Here is a 20,338-nt window from a genome sequence, read left to right as displayed (position 1 = left end):
GTCATTTATAGTGAGAATTTAATTTATGTCTGAATCTGTATACATTGTTGCGGCAAAACGCACACCTATTGGTAGTTTCTGTGGTGCACTGAAAACGATTCCTGCGGCCGAGCTGGCCGGTATTGCCATTAAAGGCGCGCTGGCCCAGGCCGGACTGGCGGCCGAGCATGTTAATGAAGTCATCGTCGGCAACGTGATCAGTGCCGGCCAAGGCATGGGGATTGGTCGCCAGGCCGCCCTTGCCGGCGGTATTCCGGTTGGTGTTCCTGCCTATAGCCTGAACATGGTGTGTGGCAGTGGCATGAAGACATTGATGGATGCCTGCGCCCATATCAAGGCGGGTGATGCCGAGGTAGTGGTGGCCGCCGGTTGTGAAAACATGTCGCAAATTCCTTTCGTGGCGAAAGGCGATCTGCGCAATGGTCACAAAATGGGTGACATGGCCCTGAGTGATTTGCTGATTAACGACGGTCTCACCGACGTATTCAATAAATACCACATGGGCGTAACCGCCGAAAATGTGGTTGCGCAGGAAAATATCAGCCGCGAAGAGCAGGATGCACTGGCCGTTGCCAGCCAGGCGAAAGCGGTTGCTGCCATTGAAGCGGGTCACTTCAAGGCCGAAATCGTGCCGGTAGAAGTGAAAGGCCGCAAAGAAACCGTGACTGTCGATACCGACGAGTATCCCAAGGCCGGTACCACCACCGAGACCCTGGCGCGTTTGCGGCCCGCGTTCAAGCGTGATGGTGGCTCCGTGACTGCCGGTAATGCTTCCGGTATCAACGATGGCGGCAGCGCCATTATTGTGGCCAGCAAGGCGGCGGTAGAGAAATATGGTCTGACGCCGTTGGCGGAAGTGGTCAGCTATGGTCAGGGTGGCGTTAACCCCGAAATCATGGGCCTGGGCCCGGTGCCGGCCATTGAGCAGGCACTGACGCGTGCCGGTCTTACCTTGGCACAAATGGAACGCCTGGAGCTGAACGAGGCTTTTGCCGGTCAGGCGCTGGGTGTGGTCAGACAACTGTCTGGCCAGCATGACGTGGCCGAGCAGGCGCTGCTGGAAAAAACCAACCCCAATGGGGGAGCCATTGCCCTGGGTCATCCGCTGGGTGCCTCCGGAAACCGTATTCTGGTGACCTTGCTCTATGAACTGCAGCGCAGCAACAGCGAGCTTGGTCTGGCATCACTGTGTGTCGGTGGTGGTATGGGTACCGCCGTGGTGCTGAAGCGCGTCTAACGGACGCCGTTACTGGCCTCTTTTATCAAGGAACACACTATGTACACGAATATTTTCCAGAACTTGAACGAGCAGACCGAAAAGACCTTTGGCCCTGTGCTGAAATTCAATCAGCTGGTCGCTAATAACTTTACCGCCCTGACCAATTTGCAGCTTGACGCTGCACGTCAGTATGCCGATATTGGTCTGGCTCAGCTTCAGTCCGGTAGTCAGGTCAAAGATGTACAGACTCTGTTGAGCAGCGGCTCCAAGCAGCTGGAAACCATGACTCGCATCAGTCAGCAGATGATGGAAGACGGCAAAAAGCTGGCCGAGCTGACCCAGGAATTCAAATCGGGTCTGGAAGCACTGGCGGCAGACGCACAGAAAAAATAATGTCTGTTAAGGGTTATCCCTTCAGCTGATACATATTGCAGGGAAGGGGCTTGACGGCTCCTTCCCGTTGTCGTTGCTGTTGGGTAGGTGCAATCTCTATCAGGGAAAGGCAATGCAACAAAATACGTTTAGCGGTAATGATCCCATCGGCCAGTTTTTTAACTGGAATGAAACCATGTGGTCAGAAATGCAAAAAGCCAAACTGGGTGATAATCCGGTCAGTCAGGCATTATCCCAGGTCAATTCCGATGATTTACAGGTTTTTTACCAGGCGGTGTCAACCAATCCCATGCGGCTGCTCGATATGCAGATGCAATGGTGGCAAGGTCAGCTGGCTATCTGTCAAAACAGCATGATTAGAAGCATGGATAACAGCACCGAAAGTCTGGTGGCCGATCCGCCCGGAGATCGACGCTTCAAGCATCAGTCCTGGAAAGATGATCCTCACTTCGATTTTATGCGCCAGTCCTACCTGCACTTTGCCAAGTCACTGACCGAGATGCTGGATGTGGTAGAAGGCGTGCCGGAGCCGGTTCGCCAGCGGCTGAGCTTTACCTTTCGTCAGACCATCAATGCGCTTGCACCAACCAACTTCATCTGGAGTAATCCGGAGCTGTTACAGCGCACCCTGGAAGAAAAAGGCGCCAACCTGGTCAAGGGCATAGAGTTGTTTCAGGAAGACATGGCCGCCAGTGCCGATCTGCTGAAAATCCGCATGACTCGCCAGGGCGCCTTTACTCTGGGACAGGATCTGGCCACCACGCCAGGTGAGGTGGTATTCAGAAACGATATTTTCGAATTGATTCAGTACGGTGCCAATACCGATACCGTGCATCAGACCCCTTTGCTGATTATCCCGCCGTTTATCAACAAGTTTTATATTCTGGATCTGAAAGAACAGAATTCGCTGGTTGGCTGGCTACGTGATCAGGGACACACCGTCTTCATCATGTCCTGGCGCAACCCGGGCAAAGAACAGGCCAGCATCGGTTTTGCGGATCTGATCCATTCCGGCACCATGGAAGCGATTCGTGTCATCGAGCAAATCACCGCCGAGAAAGAAGTCAACGCCATTGGGTATTGTATCGGTGGCACCTTGCTGGCCTCTACCATGGCCCTGTATGCGGCCCGCCGCATGAAGCCACGCGTGAAGAGTGCCACTTTTCTGACCACCTTGCTGGACTTTACCCAGCCCGGTGAAGTCGGGGTCTTCATCAACGATCCGGTGATCAGCGCCATCGAACAGATGAGTGAGACCCAGGGCTTCTTCGATGGTCGGCAGATGGCGGTCACTTTCAGTCTGTTGCGGGAAAACAGCCTGTACTGGAACTACTACATCGATAATTATCTCAAGGGACAAGAACCTTCGGATTTCGATATCCTGTACTGGAACAGCGACAGCACCAACCTGAGCGCCGCCTGTGCCCGCTTTTTACTGCGCGAGCTGTATCTCAATAATCGCCTGAGTCAGCCGGGCGAGGTCAAGGTGGGTAACTTTGGTATCGATCTGGGCAAGGTCAAGACGCCGAGTTACTTCCTGTCGACCAAGGAAGATCATATCGCCCTGTGGGACTCGACCTTCAAGGGCTCAGGCTTGCTTGGCGGGGATACCACGCTGGTACTGGGAGAGTCCGGCCATGTGGCCGGGGTAGTCAATCCGCCGAGTAAAAACAAGTACGGCTATTGGCTGACGGATGCGGCGTTCGATACGCCGGAGCAGTGGCTGGCGTCGGCCAGGCGCGAGGCGGGTTCCTGGTGGACCCACTGGCAACAATGGGTCACACCCCATCTGGGTGATTCGTCGGTGCCGGCTCGTGCGGTTGGCTCAGAGGAATGTCCGGGCCTGATGCCGGCCCCGGGCCGCTATGTACAGCAGACGCTACCGGTTGAAGACTAAGCGGATATCGCGTCTGTAAGCGGTGTGATGAAACATCATCTTCAATAATGCAGTGAAGGGATGGGCGTAAGCCCATCCCTTTTTACATTCAACTGGCGGTCATTCCAGCAGCATTCGGTTTTTTGGTTGGCAAAACCGGTTATTCCCGCTCTGGCTATTGAGCAGCGGGCGGAGATCATGGATCATGGACGTTTGATTATGTCATTCCCACGTTCGAGGTGCATGAATGAGTCAGGCGGACCATCGTCCCAGCAATTTTATTCGTCAAATCATTGATGAAGACTTAGCCAGCGGCAAACATCAGTCGGTGCAGACCCGCTTTCCACCCGAGCCGAATGGATATCTGCATATTGGCCATGCCAAATCCATCTGTCTGAATTTCGGTATCGCACAGGACTATCACGGCCAGTGTAATCTGCGCTTCGATGATACCAACCCGGAAAAAGAGAGTGTCGAATACGTCGAGTCGATCCAGCGCGATGTACAGTGGTTAGGCTTTGACTGGAGTGGCGATATTCGTTATTCCTCCAACTATTTCGACCAGCTGTATGGCTATGCCGTCGAGTTGATCGAGAAAGGGCTGGCCTATGTCGACGAGTTGACCCCCGAGCAGATTCGTGAGTATCGCGGTACCCTGACCTCACCGGGTCGCAGCAGCCCTTACCGGGAGCGGTCGGTTGAGGAAAACCTGAGCCTGTTTACCCGCATGCGCAAGGGTGAATTTGCGGAAGGCACCGCCTGTCTGCGGGCTAAAATCGACATGGCATCGCCCTTTATGGTGCTGCGTGATCCCGTGTTGTACCGGGTGCGTTTTGCCCACCATCACCAGACCGGTGACAAGTGGTGCATCTACCCCATGTATGACTTTACCCACTGTATTTCGGACGCCATCGAAGGCATCAGCCATTCGCTGTGTACTCTGGAGTTCCAGGATAACCGTCGCCTGTACGACTGGGTGCTGGACAACATCAGTATCGAGTGTCATCCGCGGCAGTACGAGTTCTCTCGACTCAACCTGGAATACACAGTGATGTCGAAGCGCAAGCTCAATCAGCTGGTGACCGACGGACATGTTGAAGGCTGGGATGATCCGCGTATGCCGACCATCTCCGGTTTGCGTCGCCGCGGTTATACCCCGGCGTCCATTCGCGAGTTTTGCCTGCGTATCGGTGTCACCAAGCAGGACAACACCGTAGAAATGGGCATGCTGGAAGCCTGTATTCGGGACGATTTGAACGAGAATGCACCACGGGCCATGGCGGTCTTGCGTCCGGTGCGGCTGGTGATCGAGAACCTGGCCGAGGAGCACGAAGAAACGCTGAATGCTCCCAACCACCCCAACAAGCCGGAAATGGGGCTGCGCGAGCTGCCTTTTACCCGCGAAATCTTCATTGATGAAGCGGACTTCCGTGAAGAGGCCAACAAGAAATACAAGCGGCTGGTACTGGGCAAGGAAGTACGGTTGCGCAACGCCTATGTGATCAAGGCCGAGCGGGTAGAAAAAGATGCCGATGGCAACATCACCACCATTTTCTGCAGCTACGATCCCGACACCCTGGGCAAGGACCCGGCCGATGGCCGCAAGGTCAAGGGCGTGATCCACTGGGTATCTGCCCGGCACGGGGTGCCGGCCGAGGTGCGTCTGTATGACCGGTTATTCAATGTGCCCAACCCGGGTGCCGCCGAGTCGTTTGAAGCGGCGTTGAATCCGGGATCGTTGCAGGTGCTGAGCGGCGCCGTGGTTGAGCCGTCATTGTGCAAGGCCGACCCCGAACATGCGTTTCAGTTCGAGCGTGAAGGCTACTTCTGCCGGGACAGCAAGGCAGAAGGCATGGTGTTCAACCTGACGGTGGCACTGCGCGATTCCTGGGGCAAGGAAGAGGGCTGAACACCCTCATTCAAGCCATAAAAAAAGCCGCAGTCGACTGCGGCTTTTTTAATGCTGATGGTTGACGATCAATGGTGTTCGTCATTATGGCTGCACTCATCGTTCAGGCAGTGCCCATACAGATACAGGCTATGATTGGTCAGCTTGATATTATATTGGGCGGCAATATCACGCTGGCGCTGCTCTATGGTTTCGTCGTGGAACTCGATGACCTTGCCACAGTCGAGGCATACCAGGTGATCATGATGTTCCTGGGTGGCCAGTTCAAATACCGATTTTCCGCCTTCAAAATGGTGGCGAGCGACAATACCGGCGTCATCGAACTGATTCAGCACGCGATAAACGGTAGCCAAGCCAATCTCTTCACCCTGATCAATCAGTAGCTTGTAAAGATCCTCCGCACTAACGTGCTGGGTTTCGGGTTGCTGCAGTAACTCAAGAATCTTGACGCGGGGGAGCGTGACTTTGAGGCCTGCTTTCTTCAGCGCTTGATTGTTGTCAGCCATAAGAATAATGTTTCGCATTTCGTTTGGTTATTGCTTTCATTGTGCTTGTTCCCGACGCTAAAGGCAACCGCAATCTGGCTTTGTCACAGATCCACAAGCTCTGGCGAGAGGCCTGCCCATTGCTGCTTATCTTTGTTAATATCAGGTACAGTTACACTGGTCTGATGAGATAAATGAAGCTGATATTTTCCCGCCCTCGGTTACTGAAAACACTCTTGAACTGCTGGCCGCCTTTTTGGGGAGCCGGTATCCGTATTGAACAGCTCAGTCATGATTACAGCTACTGCCGGGTGGGGCTGGTACTGCGCTGGTGGAATAAAAATGCCAATGGTACCCAGTATGGTGGCAGCCTGTTTTCGATGACGGATCCGCTCTACTCGATGTTGCTGATGGCGTTGTTGGGGCCGGATTATCTGGTGTGGGACCGGGCCGGCAGCGTGACGTTTCTCAAGCCGGGCAGGGGACGAGTTTATGCGGATATTCATTTGAGTCGAGAGCGGCTGGATGAGATACTGCGGGCGACGGAGGGCGGCGAAAAATATTTTCCTCGTTTTCGCATCAACATCGTGGACGAGCGGGGAAATCTGGTCGCCGAAGTTGAGCGCACGCTCTACGTGCGTAAAAAACAAACAAATAAATGATATATCAGGGTGTTAAGCAAAATTTCCTACTGTCATGATTTATAAAATAATTTGCGATAAGCAGGGAACTTCGTCCATACTTAGCTTGCCTAAGTGGTCTTTTGACTCCCATACAAACAAGGAGCAAGTAATGCGTAATAAAATGATGTTGGTTGGTGGTGTTGTAGGTACTCTGCTGCTGGCAGGTTGTAGCTCTACTGATGCTCTGGAAACCAAAATGGACAGCCTGGCCCAGGACGTACAAGCCGTTCAGCAAGGCCAGCAAATGAACTCTGCCAAGATCGATCGTCTGGCTGCCGACGTTGCCGAAGCCCGCGCTTCTGCCGACCGCGCCAACTCTCGTCTGGATCAGATGGGCCGTTACACCAAGTAATTTGGTACGACGGAAAAAAGCCTGGCTCATGCCAGGCTTTTTTATGTCTGCTATCCGGAGGTGGGCGTTAAGGTAATTGCCCCACCAGCTGCGGCATGCCTTGCTGGCTCTGGATGACCTGTTCGATCAGTTGACGGTCGGCGCCCTGCTCCAGCAGGGGTGCGAGCTGGGTCATATCCAGGGGGCGGTCATCGGCCAGTCCTTCGGGGGTCAGGGGCTCGTGGGCTTCAACAAAGGTCTGGCCGTATTGATCGGTACTGACCTTGAGTGCCTGATTGACGATCTGCACCTGAGTGCCGCTATCAACCTGGGCAAACAGCCATTCCACATGCTCGGGGTACATGCGAATACAGCCGGCGCTGGCACGCAGGCCCACATCCAGCGGGTCATTGGTACCGTGGATCAGGTACTCACCACGGCCATAAGCCAGACGCATGGCATACTCACCCAATGGATTATCGGGTCCGGCCGGAACCACTGCCGGCAGTGGCAGGCCTTTTGCCTCATACTCGCGCCGGGTGGTGGCGGTGGGCGTCCAGGTCGGATTCTTGCGCATCTGGCTGATACGGGTAATCATCTCGGGGGTGGCCCGACCGACCCGGCCGATACCGATGGGAAACACATAGACTTCACCACCCTGCTCCGGGTAATAGTACAGTCTCAGCTCGGCGAGATTGATGACGATACCTGTCGTTTCCGCCCGGGGTAGTAACAGTTGATTGGGAATCACCACCTGTTGCCCCGGTTTCAGCAAAAACAGGTCCTGATCCGGGTTGGCCGCCAGCATCAATATCGGGCTGACACCGTAGTAGCGAGCCAGGCTGGCCAGGGTGTCACCGTCCTGAGCGGTGTGCAGCAGTATCTGCCCCACCGGTTGGCCTCGATCCTCCGGCAGGGGGAGTGGGTTGATGTTGGCCCGGGCCAGTGCCGCGGGCAGCAAGAGTATCAACAGTAAAACACCTAATCTTTTCATCTGTGTTCTCGTGGGAATGTTGGAGTGATTGAATGACCATGATCGTATCATGGGCACAAAAAAGGGACGCGCCCATCGCGTCCCTTAGTAGACCTTAAAGTGCGGCTTACGCTTCCAGCTCTTTTAAGCACATTTCTTCATATACCTGTTTACACCAGTCTTTAACCCGGCTTTGCGTCAGCTCGGGTTGACGATCCTCATCGATCCCCAGACCGATGAAATGAGCATCATCTACCAGGGCGCGTGAGGCTTCAAAGTCGTAGCCTTCGGTCGGCCAGTGACCCACGATAATGGCACCCTTGGGTTCGATGATTTCACGCAGGGTGCCCATGGCATCGAGGAAGTATTCGGCGTAGTCTTCCTGATCGCCACAGCCGAACAGTGCGACCAGCTTGTCGTTGAAGTCGATGTTCTCCAGCTCGGGAAAGAAGTCGTCCCAGTCAGCCTGAGATTCGCCGTAGTACCAGGTAGGGATACCCAGTAGCAGCAAGTCGAAACCGGCGATGTCCTCTTTGGTGCTCTTGGCAATGTCATGCACCTCTATCAGATGCTTGCCCAGCTCTTTCTGGATCATCTTGGCCACGGCTTCGGTGTTGCCGGTGTCACTTCCAAAAAACAGACCTACACTTGCCATAATAATGCTGTACCTGTCGAAAATGTGGGTGGTCAGGCCGCCCGGCCTAATTGCCGTCCTGCTGCTCAAGTTGTTGCAACAGCAAAGCCTGGATCAATTCGGCCCGGCTGAGCTGCTGCTCGGCGGCCAGTAAGTTCAATCTACTCAACAATTGTTCGTCTACTTTCAGCTCTATGCGACGAAGACCACGTTCGCGATCACGCTTGAGCTGATTGCGCTTGTTGAGTTTGAGTTGGGCTTCCCGGGGCAGGGGATTGGTCTTGGGCCTGCCGCGCCGGCGTTCGTCGGCGAACAAATCCAGCGTGGTTCTGTCAGTATCTTGCTTGGCCATGAATTAACCGACACCGCCTCCTTCCCAGACGGCCTCGATAATGCCCTTGGCCACAAAGCCGGCACAGCCCAGAAACAGAACTGCCCAGACGATGTAACGGCCAAATTTGGGCACATTGCCTCGTTTGAGTACATCCTGAATAGCCAGTCCGATCAACAGAAATATCGCCACGAAAAACAGCTTGAGACCGAGGGTTTCCAGTAGCTCGATTTGTTCCAATGACATCTTGTTGTCCGACCCTGTAAATTGAGCGCCACTATATCATAAAGGATTTGAGCCTGTTAACTGGCCTCGGCCAGGAAATCCAGCACCAGGCGATTGAACAGCTGGGGCTTTTCCGCGTGCAGCCAGTGGCCGGCTCCCGGAATCACCCGGGCCCTGGCCCGGGGAAACTGCTGCACGACCTGTGACTGGTGTTCGGGCAGCAGATAGTCGGACTCGCTTCCCTTGATAAACAGCACCGGCCCCGAATAAGGCTGCTCGACCCCGGGCCAGTCCATGATATTGCGATAATGGCTGAACAATACCGGCACGTTGAAGCGCCAGGGGTCGACACTGTTGGTGACAAAGGATTTCAACAAAAACTGACGAACCCCGGCGATCTGCACATGCCGGCTCAACACCTCGTCGGCGGCTTTTCGGTCACGGCAACCGGCTTCGGTCACGGCCTGCAACCCCTTGAATACCTCGTCATGGCGGGCCTGGGTATAGGTCACCGGCGCCATGTCGGCCACCACCAGTCCGCCAATGGTGTCCGGGGCCAGCCCGGCGGCCATCATGGCAATCTTGCCGCCCATGGAATGCCCAACCAGTACGGGGCGCTCGAGTTGCAGTTGCTCGCTCAGGTGCAGAATGTCTTCGGCCATGTCGCGATAGTTCATGTGCTCGCTACGCGGTGACAAACCGTGATTTCGGACATCCACGGCGATCACGTCGAAATGCTCGGACAGTGACTTGCTGAGTCCGTTCAGGTTATCCAGGCTGCCGAACAGACCGTGGATGACGATCACCGGTCGACCTTGCCCCTGGCGGCGAAAATTCAGTTGCATGTGTATTTCCAAACGAGGAATCGAGGGCAATATTGTTGCCTGCCAATGCGGGCGGTGCAACCTGCTTGGGCCTGTGGTCCGCTCCATGTATAATCAGGCTCCGTCATTGGGAGTGGACATGCCAGAAAACATGATGAAAACCATAGAGGTAGATGAAGATCTTTATCGTTATATTGCCAGCAACACCCGGCATATCGGTGAAAGTGCCTCGGATATTCTACGGCGCCTGCTGAAACTGGAACCGATAGCGGCGACCGATGAGCCGTTACCGGCTACGCCGCCGACACCCGCAGCCCAGCCGGGGCGGGGGGTGGTACAGATGCTTGAGGGAGACGAGCTGGCGGAACAGGAATCCGCTATCGATCGTTTCATGCATATTCTGTCGGTGCTGTACCGCGAAAATCCGTCAGCCTTCTCGCAGGCCAGCGACATCAAGGGCCGCAAGCGCATTTATTTTGCCGACGACGAAGCGGCGCTGCTTGCCTGCGGTAATACCACCAAGCCGAAAGCGATTGAAGGCAGCCCTTACTGGGTGATTACCAACACCAATACCGGTCGAAAGCGCAATATAGTGGCGCAGCTGATGGCGGCCATGGGCTATCCGCACGGGTTGATCGAACGGGTGTGTCAAAGCATCTGATAAATTATTAAGGACGTATTTGATGAGTACAGACCCGAGAGCCGGAATGCCGGCCAATGCCGCCGATTTGGTTAATGTTCCGCGGCTGATGGCAGCGTATTACCAGCTGCGGCCCGACGTGACCAAGGTTGGGCAAAAGGTGGCGTTCGGCACCTCCGGACATCGGGGCTGCGCCCTGGATCTCGGCTTTAACGAGCGGCATATTCATGCCATCTGCCAGGCCATCGCCGAATATCGCCGGCAACAGGGACTGACCGGTCCACTGTTTCTGGGCATGGATACCCATGCGTTGTCGGAAGCGGCCTGGGGATCGGCACTTGAAGTACTGACGGCCAATGGGATAGAGGTCAGAATTCAGCCGGAGCGAGGCTATACGCCGACGCCGGTAATATCTCATGCCATTCTTAATCACAACAAAGCCCATCCCGATACGCTCGCGGACGGCATCGTGATCACGCCTTCGCATAATCCTCCTCGCGATGGGGGCATCAAATACAATGGTGCCGACGGTGGCCCGGCGTCAAGCGAAGCCACCGGCTGGATTCAGGACAGAGCCAACGCGCTGATTGCCGCCGATGATAACGGTATTCTTACCCAGCCTCTGACAACGGCATTGACTCAGGCGGTGCCCTTCGATTACATCAATCATTATGTTGCGGAGCTGGGCGAAGTTGTCAACATGGCCGCCATTCGTGACGCCGGCATTCGCATCGGTATCGATCCCTTGGGCGGGGCCGGCCTTGCCTATTGGGCTCCTATCGCCGAACGCTATGGTCTGGATATCACGGTAGTGAATCCCTGTCAGGAGCCGACCTTTTCCTTCATGACGCTGGATCATGACGGCAAGATCCGCATGGACTGCTCCAGTCCTTACTCCATGGCCAACCTGCTGGCGATGAAGAATGACTTCGATATCGCCTGTGGCAATGATCCCGATTACGATCGTCATGGCATCGTCGACGCCGACGGCCTGATGAACCCCAATCATTATCTGGCGGTGTGTATTCATTATCTGTTTACCCACAGAGCCGACTGGTCGGCAGATCTGGCGGTCGGCAAGACCCTGGTGTCCTCTTCCATGATCGATCGGGTGGCAGACAAATTGGGACGCCGCTTGATGGAGGTACCGGTCGGATTCAAGTGGTACGTCAAGGAGCTGATGGACGGTCAGCTGGGCTTTGTTGGGGAAGAAAGCGCCGGGGCGTCTTTTTTACGGATGAACGGCGAAGTATGGAGTACCGATAAAGACGGCTTTATTCCTTCTCTGCTGGCGGCGGAAATACTCGCCGTCACCGGGCTGACACCGCACCGGTATTATGCGCAGCTGACGACCGAGCTGGGGCAACCGGTATACCGCCGCGTCGATGCGCCCGCCACCCCGGCCCAGAAACAGGTGCTGGCGCAACTGGATGCCGAGGCTATTGATGCAGATACCCTGGCCGGAGACCCCATTATCGCGCGTTTGACCCAGGCGCCGGGGAACGGGGCCGCCATTGGCGGACTCAAGGTGGTAACCGAGCAGGGCTGGTTTGCGGCGCGCCCCAGCGGCACCGAGCAGGTCTACAAGATTTATGCCGAAAGTTTCCGGGGTGAGGCTCATCTCGAGACCCTGATCCAGGAAGCACAAGAGCTGGTCGGCGCCACTTTTGCCAAAGCCGGCGTTTAATCACTCCAGGGGTGGCCATGCTGCCCCTTTGACTCACCCCGCTGTTTTCTGTGTTTATTTTTCAGATTCATCACCATTCGTGGGTATTGCATAATCATACGACCAGATTGCTTATAACCGCATGAATTATCATGATTTATGCCAGTTAACTCATCCTGATCCTGTGCCAGCCTCATTTTCCTCCACCTTGAAAGCGCACGGACTGCGTCATCGCTAGACTTTAGTGCTGCAATCGTGTCTTATCACCATCGGATATTTTGATTTTATCGGTATTATTGGAGGTAAATGTGAACGGAAGCCGGCTCGATGATTTTTTAGCGCTCAGCAGGGCGCATCCCTGGGAGCTTGCTCCCTTCAGCGAGTCCTTGCCCGACGGTGGTCAGGTTCAGGTATGGGATACCGGGGTCTTGTGTATCGAGCCGGCGGTACCGGGCAATCGGGATCTGGTGCTGTCTTGCGGCATACACGGCAATGAAACCGCGCCTATCGAGCTGTGCGAGCGTCTGCTGAATGCCATATTGAGCGGCCGTTTAACCTGTCGGCAACGACTGCTGTTTATTTTCGGTAACCCGGCGGCGATGAATCTGGGCGTGCGTGAAGTGGAAGAAAACCTCAATCGGCTGTTTTCCGGCGCCCATGCCCGGGGCGAGCGACGCAATCACGAGCGCACACGGGCGGCCCGGCTGGAGCAGTATGTTAGCCGTTTCTTTCAGGCCCGGGACGGCGCCGAGCGACTGCATTACGATCTGCATACCGCCATTCGGCCCTCGGCATACGAAAAGTTCGCCATCTATCCCTTCACGCACGGTGCGCCCTATAGTCGCCGGCAGTTGGCTTTTTTGAGCAGCGCCGGGGTCGACACCATACTGCTGGCCCATGGCCCGACCACCACCTTCAGCTACTTCAGCGCCCATGGCTTCGGCGCCCATGCCTTTACCGTGGAGCTGGGCAAGGTGATGCCCTTTGGTCAGAACGACGCCCGCCGTTTTGCCGCCATGGAGCAAAATCTGGAACAACTGATAGGTGATCCCGACTGGCAGCCGCCTGCGTTTGACCTTGACCAGGTTCGTGTATTCAGGGTATGTCAGGAAATTATCAAGCAGAGTGAACAATTCTGTTTTCATTTTTCCGATGGGGTGGCCAACTTCAGCGCCTTTCCCGCCGGAGCCCGGCTGGCCGAAGATGGCGAGCAACAGTGGTTTGCCCGCGAGCCGGAAGAGGCGGTGGTGTTTCCCAATGCCGGGGTCGCCGAGGGGCAGCGCGCCGCGCTGATGGTGGCAGCGACCACGCTGACGGCCGACATGCTGGTATGACCCTGAAAACACTGTATACAATGAATTGGATCACAGTAGTGTGATTTTTTGTTTATTTTTGTGAACAAAATGTAGATTTATGGTGTCGGTCTGTGTAATTATTTTTGTGTCTAGAATAAAGCCGAATACATACCACTGACGCCGTTTAAATGAATAAAAATCAGGACGTCATATTTCAAGAATGTGAGGGAATCACGAATATGAAGCAACTCAGCAAGCGCATCTTTACCGTCTCCGCCCTGGCTCTGGCCGTTTCCGCCGCTCCCCAGCTGAGCGCCGCCACCTGGTCCGATACTTATATCGGTTATCGTTACGGCACCGAGTTCACCGAACCCAACAACGACAGGGATATTGAAAGGCATATTCTGCAACTGACCCACGCCAGCGGCTATGCCTACGGCCAGAACTTCTTCAACCTGGATGTGCTGCAGTCCGACGAAAATGATCCGGCTAATGGTAGTGCTCGTGGCGAAGGTGACGGCGCATTGGAAGCTTATCTGACCTACCGTCACCAGCTGCATCTGGGCAAGGTGCTGGACAAGGATCTGAGCTTCGGTCCGGTCAAGGAAGTGGCGCTGAGTGCGGGTTTCGATATGAACACCGAGAACACCGCTTTTGCGCCGCGCAAGCAGTTACTGCTGGTGGGGCCGACCCTAAAATTCGGTCTGCCCAAGGGTTTTGCCGATCTGAGCCTGTTTTATGCCTATGAGCGGAACCACTGCGGCTTGAGTGCGTGCAGTGCCCCCGGAAATAAAAACGATCTCAGTTTCGACCCTTATTATGTGATCAACCTGGCGTGGGGTGTGCCCTTCCAGGCGGGTCCGGTACCGATGAAATTCCAGGGTTTCGGTAATTATAATGGCGCCAAGGGTAAGGATTATTTCAATAATGAAACCAAGCCCGAAGTACTGATACGTACCTCGCTGATGGTGGATGTGGGCCAGCTGGCGTTCGACAAGAGCAACACCCTGTGGGCCGGTGTCGGCTACGAATACTGGGACAACAAGTTTGGTAACCACGGCAAGCCGGGCGTCGATACCCGTGCGCCTAGCTTTAACCTGGAATGGCACTTCTAAGCCTGTTCCCAGCCTCTGTGTTATCTGTCCTTGTAAAAAAGAGCGCCTCGGCGCTCTTTTTTTGCTGTGTTGTTACCCTCGAGTCATGAGGACTCGTTCGCCCGACTTTCGGCGGTGGTGGGTGTCGATGGCGCGGCTGGCGCCGGCTCGGCGGCCTTGGGCACCTTGGGACCGAAGGGGTAGCGGCGATGGGTAAAGATATAGTGATACAGACTGGCGAAACCGACCATGAACAGGCTGCCGAGCAGGGTGGGCATCATAAAGTCCATCGGCGGCAGATGAGCGCCGGACAGATAAATAAGAATCGGGTTGGCGCCCGCCGGCGGGTGCAGGGTGTCGGTTAAGACCATCAGGGTAATGCCGAGACCAAAGCTGGTGGCCAGCCCCAGCATGGGGTCGGGTATCAGCGCCATGCCGAGCACGGCGATACCGCTGGTCAGCAGGTGGCCCAGAATGACGTTTTTGGGGCGAGACAGCGGGGCGGAGGGTAGCAGCAGCAGCAGTACCAGGGTGGCACCCAGCGGGGCGCTCAGGACCATCAAATGGGCCCAGCTTTTGAGATAGCTCAGCAGAATCACCGCGACAAAGGCCGCCAGGCCGGCGAGGGTGGCGTCGCGCAGTCGGTGTTTAAAGTGCATAAAACCTCGATGAAAAAACGGGATAGCGTGCGAGAGTAGGTCAACGGATAAATTGTATTCAAAATGCATAAAAAATAAAAGGCACGGCTGCTACGCTAACGTTATAACTTAGTGCAGGAGGCGATATGAACGAGCATGAGTCATTACGCAAGGCGCTGTCTTGGTTGATGGAGCAGCCTAGCTTGGATCAAGAGACAATTGCCGAGGCCAGCCGGCATTTCGATTTGTCTCCGGTCGATGAAGAGTTTCTGCATCGCTATTTTACCGAGCAACAGCGACGGCAGGCCGATTTATCGCCAAAAAACACGCAAAATGATGATTTAGACAGCAGTTGAATCGCAAGCTGTTTACAGCGGTAATCGGGTTCAGTATGATTCATCTCGTTCGGAGGGGTGGCAGAGTGGTTGAATGCACCGGTCTTGAAAACCGGCATGGGTTTATAGCCCATCCAGGGTTCAAATCCCTGCTCCTCCGCCATATAGCAAAAGAAAACGCCGCCTGGCTTATGCCAGGCGGCGTTTTTCGTTGTGCAAAGCGTAAACGCCGAGAAAGGCTTTTGCACCGGCAGAATGGGGATAATACCAATCTGTAAAACTAACTGATCTGTTTAGCAGCCCCGAAAAGGTCGAACGAAGGGTCGACTCCACCGACACGCTGAACCGCATCCCTGCGACGCTCAGCACATGACGTCCTGTCATGTGATGGCCGCTGGAGTTGAACCCTTCATCCGCCCCTCTGCTGCGGAGTCGCCTGAGGGAGTGCCCTGCAGACAACTCGGTGCTTAAGGAAAGGTAACAGAGAGCGGCTCCCGCGACCGTGAAAAGCCAGGGTCAGTATGTCGGACCGGCATCACCGGCCCGACAAGAGAGTACTCAGCGATTGTTGATGGCGGCGATCATGCGATGCAGGGCCTCGTCCAGCATGGCGCGGGAGCAACCGAAGTTGAGCCGGACAAAATCGCTGCCGCCGAACTGGCCGCCGGGCGACAGGCCTACGCCGGCCTGCTCGAAAAAGCCGATGGCATCGTCCAGTTTCAGCGCGCTGATATCCACCCAGGCCAGGTAGGTGGCTTCCGGCGCCAGTACCTTGATGCCGGGCACCTGGTTCAGGCGTTCAACCAACAAGTCCCGGTTCTGGCGCAGATAGGTTATCTGGGCGTCCAGCCAGTCGTCACCGTCCCGATAGGCGGCTTCGGCTGCCACAAAGCCGAGCAGGTTGACGTCGGCCATGATGCCACGAGCGGCGCGGGTAAAGCGGGTACGCAGCTCGGGGTTGGGCACGATGGCAAAAGAGCAGCACAGGCCGGCGATGTTGAAGGTCTTGCTGGGTGCCATCAGGATCACACTGCGGCTGGCGGCATCGTCGTCCAGGGCGGCGTAGGGGATATGAGGCTTGCCTTCGTCGAGCAGCAGATCGCAGTGAATCTCGTCCGAGCAGACAATCAGGTTATGACGCTTGGCAATGTCGTTGATGGCCAGCAATTCTTCACGGGTGTAAATAGTGCCACCCGGATTGTGCGGATTGCAGAACAGCAGCAGTTCGCTTTCCTTGGCCTGCTCTTCCAACTGCTCCAGATCCAGCAGCCAGCGACCGTCTTTTTCGACCATCTCCACATAGGCGGCCTTGCGGCCATGAAAGCCCGGCGCATGCAGAAACGGGTAATAAATCGGTTTGGGGGTGAGCACGGCACTGCCGGGTTCGCTGAAAGTCTGGCAGGCCAGATTAAGAGCAGGAACAACACCGGGCATATACACCAGCCAGTCGGCTTCGATTTGCCAGCCGTAACGGTCGGCCATGCGTTGTATGATCAGTTCGGTCAGCTGCGGGCTGGGCCGACTGTAGCCGAAAATGCCGTGTTCCACTCGCTCACTCAATGCCTCGATCACGGCGGGCGGCGCCTTGAATTCGGTGTCCGCCACCCACATCGGCAAAATATCGGTACCTTCGTATTTCAGCCACTTCAGGGCACGGGTAGGGCGGCGGTCTATCCACTGATCAAAATCAAACATCGGGGTTCCTTGTCAAATGCGAGGCCATCAGCATAAGGAAGCCGCTTCGGCCTGGCAAGATCAAGGTGCCGGTAGCGTTCCTTCACGATAGTTCGAGCTGGCCGTGTTTTCACCGATAGGGGTGGTTTCATGATCGCCGTAATGATGGCGGATCAGGCTCAGCAGCAGGCTGGCGGCCGGACCCGGTGGCATGGGGCGGGGCAGTATCAAATGGGTAAAGCGCTTGCGCAGTGCCTGATTCGCCATGGGCAGGCGTTGCAGCAGACCGCTGTCGATCATCGGCGCCACCACTTCCAATGGCAACCAGGCAAAGCCGACACCACGGCGCAGCAGCGACAGGGTGTCGTGCAGGTGGTTGATAATCCAGCGCTGTTCCGCCCGTTCCCAGCCTTCTTCCTGCTCGCTGCCATCGGCCAGAATCAGTTCCAGCTCGGAATCAAGCTCATGGGCGGTGACCTCATCGAAGCGGGCCAGTGGATGTTCGGGGGCGCAGACCGGGATGTAAACGGTGGTGGCCAACGGCAGGCTGGTCACCCCACTAAAGGCGCGACAGGCAAACACCAGGTCGGCGGCCTGTTTGTTCACCACCGCCTGGCAGCCCGAAGGCTGGGCTTCGACCAGGTGAATGCGGCAACCGCGCGAGCGAGGGGAAAAGTCTGCCAACGCCTGATACAAGGGCTGACGGGGGAGGGATGCTTCTACCACCACGCGCAGAATGGGCTCCCAGCCGCTGGCCAGTACCCCGGCGAGCAGCTCCAGTTCTTCTATGCCCTGAGTCAGTTTGCGTGAGCGGCGTAAGAACACCTCTCCTTCCGGCGTCAGATACGCCTTGCGGCCTCGAACTTCCAGCAGGGGGACACCCAGCCCCTGCTGCAGCTTGGCCACGGCGTGGTTGAGCGACGACTGGCTTTTACAGAGCTGTTCCGCCGCCTGGGCATAGCCGCCGCAGTCGACGACCGCCTGAAAAATTCGCCATTGTTCTACCGTGCTCTTGGGACGATACATGAGTGGTGCCTCATCCTTTTGGCAATGGGGTCAAGCTGTTATGACCCCGGAGTTAATAAACCCGTACGCTTAGTTTTAGACGAAGTCCGGCGGCCTGTCAGCTTATTGGTCGGCGCGGGGGCGGACTTTGTCGGCCTGGGCATCCAGTGACTGGCCGTTGACCTCCTGGCTGTCATGCCCCATCAGATACAGGTACAGCGGCATGAGATCCTTGGGCGTACGCAGGGTCGACGCGTCTTCGCCGGGGTAGGCCCGTGCCCGCATCTCGGTACGGGTGGCGCCCGGATTGATGCAGTTGACGCGCACGCCGGTGTTGTCGAGCTCGTCCGCCAGTACTTCCATCATGCCTTCGGTGGCGAATTTGGATACCGCATAGCTGCCCCAGTAGGCCCGGCCCCGTTTACCCACGCCGGAGCTGGTATAAACGATGGCGGCGCCGGGGGTGGCCTTGAGTAGCGGCAACAGCGCCTGAGTCATCAGAAACTGGGACTTGAGGTTAACCTGCATCACGCTGTCCCACTCGTCTTCTCCGATCATCTCGAAGGGGCCAAGTGCGCCCAGTTGGCCGGCGTTGAACAGCACGCCGTCCAGGCGGCCGAATTGCTGTTTGATGGTTTCGGCCATGTCCAGGTAATGCTGTTTGGTCGCGCCCTGCAAATCCAGCGGAATAATCGCCGGCTCGGGGCTGCCCTGGGCCAGCAGTTCATCGTAGACCGCTTCCAGTTTTTTCACGGTTTTGCCCAGCAGAATGACGGTGGCACCATGAGCACCATAGCTCAGCGCCGCCTCGCGGCCAATGCCGCTGCCGGCACCGGTGACCAGAATCACCTTGTCGTTGAGTAAGTCGGGGGATGCATGATAATCGAGCATGTGCCTGTGTTCTCTCAGCAAAAATCAAAGTAGTCGGATCAAACCAGACTCTGGCCACGGATACCAGCCTCTGAGATCAAAAGTTGGCAGGAAAAGGGTAAATGAAAAGCACCGGCGGCAAAAAGCCCGTTGGTGTTCGCCACGAGGACTTTTACAATGGGGATCGAATTGGGTCTCAAGGAAATCTTATGCTGGAATTTTTATACGAATATGGCCTCTTCATGGCCAAGAGTGTGACCTGGGTGCTGGCCATCGGCGCCGTGGTGGCCTTGGTCGCCGGGACCGCCATGCGACAAAAGCGGGGAGAGGATCGGCTGGAGGTCGAGGATCTCGGCGCCGGGTTGCGTCGCCAGCAGCAACGGCTGCAACTGGCCTCGGCGGCCAACGACAACGAGCGCAAGGCGCTCAAGCAGCAATTCAAACAGCAGGCCAAAAACGAGAAAAAAGCCGAAGAGACGGGTAAACGACTCTATGTGCTCGATTTCAAGGGCAGCATGGATGCCCATGAAGTGAACGGCCTCAGCCGGGAAATCACCGGTCTGCTGCAGTTGGCTCGCGAAGGGGACGAGGTGCTGCTGAACCTGGAGTCCGGCGGTGGCGTGGTGCATGGCTACGGCCTCGGGGCCGCCGAACTGGCGCGACTCAAGGCCAAGGGACTGCATCTTACGGTGGCGGTCGACAAGGTCGCTGCCAGTGGCGGTTACATGATGGCCTGTGTGGCCGAGCGTATTATCGCCGCGCCCTTCGCCATCGTCGGCTCCATCGGGGTGGTGGCACAGTTGCCCAACTTCAATAAATTCCTCAAGAGCAAAGACATCGACGTCGAGCTGCATACCGCCGGCCAATACAAACGCACCCTGACCCTGTTTGGCGAGAACGACGACGAAGGTCGCGCCAAGTTCCGCGAAGAGCTGGAGGTGATTCACCGTCGGTTCAAGGACTTTATCGCCGAGAATCGGCCGGCTTTGGCACTGGACGAGGTGGCGACCGGTGAGCACTGGCTGGCGACCGATGCCCGGGAACTGGGGCTGGTAGACGAGCTGATGACCAGCAGCGATTACCTGTTGGCGGCGAGTGCCGACAAGCGGGTGATCCGGCTGCACTACCAACCGAAACAGACGATCAAGGATAAGCTGGGCAAGGCGGTGGAAGCGGGTGTCAGCCGGGGGCTGATGAAGCTGGTGGAAGCGGGACAACGCCCCTTCGGCTGATTAAGT

22 protein-coding genes and 1 tRNA gene are annotated in these 20,338 nt (G+C 56.2%); 13 read left to right on the top strand and 10 right to left on the bottom strand.

Going from position 1 to position 20,338, the window contains the following annotated elements; translation table 11 throughout:
• Window positions 1–25: 25 nt before the first annotated feature.
• The 4 genes from ABD827_RS06035 (at window position 26) to glnS (ending at window position 5,397) form a co-directional block, all read left to right on the top strand.
• Complete coding sequence (locus ABD827_RS06035; RefSeq protein WP_298721851.1) at window positions 26–1,237, top strand: acetyl-CoA C-acetyltransferase; 1,212 nt, start codon at window positions 26–28, stop codon at window positions 1,235–1,237.
• Between the two features lie 39 nt (window positions 1,238–1,276).
• Entirely contained in the window at window positions 1,277–1,612 is a 336-nt protein-coding gene (locus ABD827_RS06030) for a phasin family protein (protein ID WP_298721854.1), read from the top strand.
• Window positions 1,613–1,724: 112 nt separating this feature from the next.
• Window positions 1,725–3,509 carry a class I poly(R)-hydroxyalkanoic acid synthase gene (gene phaC, locus ABD827_RS06025; RefSeq protein WP_344963271.1) on the top strand — a complete coding sequence of 595 codons (1,785 nt, stop codon included), beginning with the start codon at window positions 1,725–1,727 and terminating at the stop codon, window positions 3,507–3,509.
• Window positions 3,510–3,735: 226 nt separating this feature from the next.
• Window positions 3,736–5,397: a glutamine--tRNA ligase gene (gene glnS, locus ABD827_RS06020; protein ID WP_344963269.1), complete on the top strand. Its 1,662-nt coding sequence runs from the start codon at window positions 3,736–3,738 to the stop codon at window positions 5,395–5,397.
• Between the two features lie 68 nt (window positions 5,398–5,465).
• Here glnS and fur read toward each other — a convergent pair whose 3' ends face one another.
• The gene (gene fur / locus ABD827_RS06015) at window positions 5,466–5,903 is read right to left on the bottom strand and encodes a ferric iron uptake transcriptional regulator (protein ID WP_298721863.1); all 438 of its coding nucleotides are present in this window, start codon (window positions 5,901–5,903) and stop codon (window positions 5,466–5,468) included.
• Between the two features lie 173 nt (window positions 5,904–6,076).
• On the opposite strand from fur, the gene ABD827_RS06010 reads away from it, so the two are divergent.
• Together ABD827_RS06010 and ABD827_RS06005 are read left to right on the top strand one after the other, a co-directional pair.
• Window positions 6,077–6,544 carry a DUF4442 domain-containing protein gene (locus ABD827_RS06010; protein ID WP_344963266.1) on the top strand — a complete coding sequence of 156 codons (468 nt, stop codon included), beginning with the start codon at window positions 6,077–6,079 and terminating at the stop codon, window positions 6,542–6,544.
• A 130-nt stretch (window positions 6,545–6,674) separates the two neighbouring features.
• Entirely contained in the window at window positions 6,675–6,917 is a 243-nt protein-coding gene (locus ABD827_RS06005) for an LPP leucine zipper domain-containing protein (protein WP_104485520.1), read from the top strand.
• Window positions 6,918–6,984: 67 nt separating this feature from the next.
• Here ABD827_RS06005 and ABD827_RS06000 read toward each other — a convergent pair whose 3' ends face one another.
• The 5 genes from ABD827_RS06000 to ABD827_RS05980 all read right to left on the bottom strand — a co-directional run bounded on the left by ABD827_RS06000 (window position 6,985) and on the right by ABD827_RS05980 (window position 9,904).
• Window positions 6,985–7,890: a L,D-transpeptidase family protein gene (locus ABD827_RS06000; RefSeq protein WP_344963263.1), complete on the bottom strand. Its 906-nt coding sequence runs from the start codon at window positions 7,888–7,890 to the stop codon at window positions 6,985–6,987.
• Between the two features lie 106 nt (window positions 7,891–7,996).
• Window positions 7,997–8,524, bottom strand: coding sequence for a flavodoxin FldA (gene fldA / locus ABD827_RS05995; RefSeq protein WP_298721876.1), 528 nt, complete (start codon window positions 8,522–8,524; stop codon window positions 7,997–7,999).
• A gap of 46 nt (window positions 8,525–8,570) precedes the next feature.
• Window positions 8,571–8,855, bottom strand: a complete 285-nt coding sequence (ybfE, locus tag ABD827_RS05990; protein WP_298721880.1) for a LexA regulated protein — start codon at window positions 8,853–8,855, stop codon at window positions 8,571–8,573.
• Between the two features lie 3 nt (window positions 8,856–8,858).
• On the bottom strand, window positions 8,859–9,080 hold the full coding sequence (locus ABD827_RS05985; protein ID WP_298721883.1) for a DUF2788 domain-containing protein: 222 nt from the start codon (window positions 9,078–9,080) through the stop codon (window positions 8,859–8,861).
• Window positions 9,081–9,136: 56 nt separating this feature from the next.
• On the bottom strand, window positions 9,137–9,904 hold the full coding sequence (locus ABD827_RS05980) for an alpha/beta fold hydrolase (RefSeq protein WP_344963257.1): 768 nt from the start codon (window positions 9,902–9,904) through the stop codon (window positions 9,137–9,139).
• A 133-nt stretch (window positions 9,905–10,037) separates the two neighbouring features.
• Here ABD827_RS05980 and seqA point away from each other — a divergent pair, with 133 nt between their 5' ends.
• From seqA to ABD827_RS05960, 4 genes are all read left to right on the top strand, one after another.
• Window positions 10,038–10,544, top strand: coding sequence for a replication initiation negative regulator SeqA (seqA, locus tag ABD827_RS05975; protein ID WP_344963318.1), 507 nt, complete (start codon window positions 10,038–10,040; stop codon window positions 10,542–10,544).
• A 22-nt stretch (window positions 10,545–10,566) separates the two neighbouring features.
• Entirely contained in the window at window positions 10,567–12,210 is a 1,644-nt protein-coding gene (pgm, locus tag ABD827_RS05970) for a phosphoglucomutase (alpha-D-glucose-1,6-bisphosphate-dependent) (RefSeq protein ID WP_344963255.1), read from the top strand.
• A gap of 287 nt (window positions 12,211–12,497) precedes the next feature.
• Window positions 12,498–13,523, top strand: coding sequence for a succinylglutamate desuccinylase (gene astE / locus ABD827_RS05965; protein ID WP_344963253.1), 1,026 nt, complete (start codon window positions 12,498–12,500; stop codon window positions 13,521–13,523).
• A gap of 200 nt (window positions 13,524–13,723) precedes the next feature.
• Window positions 13,724–14,599: a hypothetical protein gene (locus ABD827_RS05960; protein WP_344963251.1), complete on the top strand. Its 876-nt coding sequence runs from the start codon at window positions 13,724–13,726 to the stop codon at window positions 14,597–14,599.
• 83 nt (window positions 14,600–14,682) lie between these two features.
• Here ABD827_RS05960 and ABD827_RS05955 read toward each other — a convergent pair whose 3' ends face one another.
• The gene (locus tag ABD827_RS05955) at window positions 14,683–15,237 is read right to left on the bottom strand and encodes an HPP family protein (protein WP_344963249.1); all 555 of its coding nucleotides are present in this window, start codon (window positions 15,235–15,237) and stop codon (window positions 14,683–14,685) included.
• 125 nt (window positions 15,238–15,362) lie between these two features.
• Here ABD827_RS05955 and ABD827_RS05950 point away from each other — a divergent pair, with 125 nt between their 5' ends.
• Together ABD827_RS05950 and ABD827_RS05945 are read left to right on the top strand one after the other, a co-directional pair.
• Entirely contained in the window at window positions 15,363–15,572 is a 210-nt protein-coding gene (locus ABD827_RS05950) for a hypothetical protein (RefSeq protein WP_344963247.1), read from the top strand.
• 51 nt (window positions 15,573–15,623) lie between these two features.
• Window positions 15,624–15,714 (top strand) — tRNA-Ser (locus ABD827_RS05945).
• A gap of 395 nt (window positions 15,715–16,109) precedes the next feature.
• Here ABD827_RS05945 and ABD827_RS05940 read toward each other — a convergent pair.
• From ABD827_RS05940 to ABD827_RS05930, 3 genes are all read right to left on the bottom strand, one after another.
• A complete protein-coding gene (locus ABD827_RS05940) occupies window positions 16,110–17,246 on the bottom strand; it encodes a MalY/PatB family protein (RefSeq protein ID WP_298721904.1) in 1,137 nt (378 codons plus the stop codon).
• A 60-nt stretch (window positions 17,247–17,306) separates the two neighbouring features.
• Window positions 17,307–18,251 carry a LysR family transcriptional regulator gene (locus ABD827_RS05935; protein ID WP_298721907.1) on the bottom strand — a complete coding sequence of 315 codons (945 nt, stop codon included), beginning with the start codon at window positions 18,249–18,251 and terminating at the stop codon, window positions 17,307–17,309.
• Between the two features lie 102 nt (window positions 18,252–18,353).
• Window positions 18,354–19,121 (bottom strand): YciK family oxidoreductase, encoded by a 768-nt coding sequence (locus ABD827_RS05930; RefSeq protein WP_344963244.1) that lies wholly within the window; start codon window positions 19,119–19,121, stop codon window positions 18,354–18,356.
• A gap of 191 nt (window positions 19,122–19,312) precedes the next feature.
• Here ABD827_RS05930 and sohB point away from each other — a divergent pair, with 191 nt between their 5' ends.
• The gene (gene sohB, locus ABD827_RS05925; RefSeq protein ID WP_425567968.1) at window positions 19,313–20,332 is read left to right on the top strand and encodes a protease SohB; all 1,020 of its coding nucleotides are present in this window, start codon (window positions 19,313–19,315) and stop codon (window positions 20,330–20,332) included.
• The last annotated feature ends 6 nt before the right edge of the window (window positions 20,333–20,338 follow it).

Origin of the sequence: Oceanisphaera sediminis, assembly GCF_039539745.1 — a bacterium.
Taxonomy (GTDB): domain Bacteria; phylum Pseudomonadota; class Gammaproteobacteria; order Enterobacterales; family Aeromonadaceae; genus Oceanimonas; species Oceanimonas sediminis.
The sequence above is the reverse complement of the archived record's forward strand: the minus strand, read 5'-3'. Positions and strand labels throughout refer to the sequence as shown.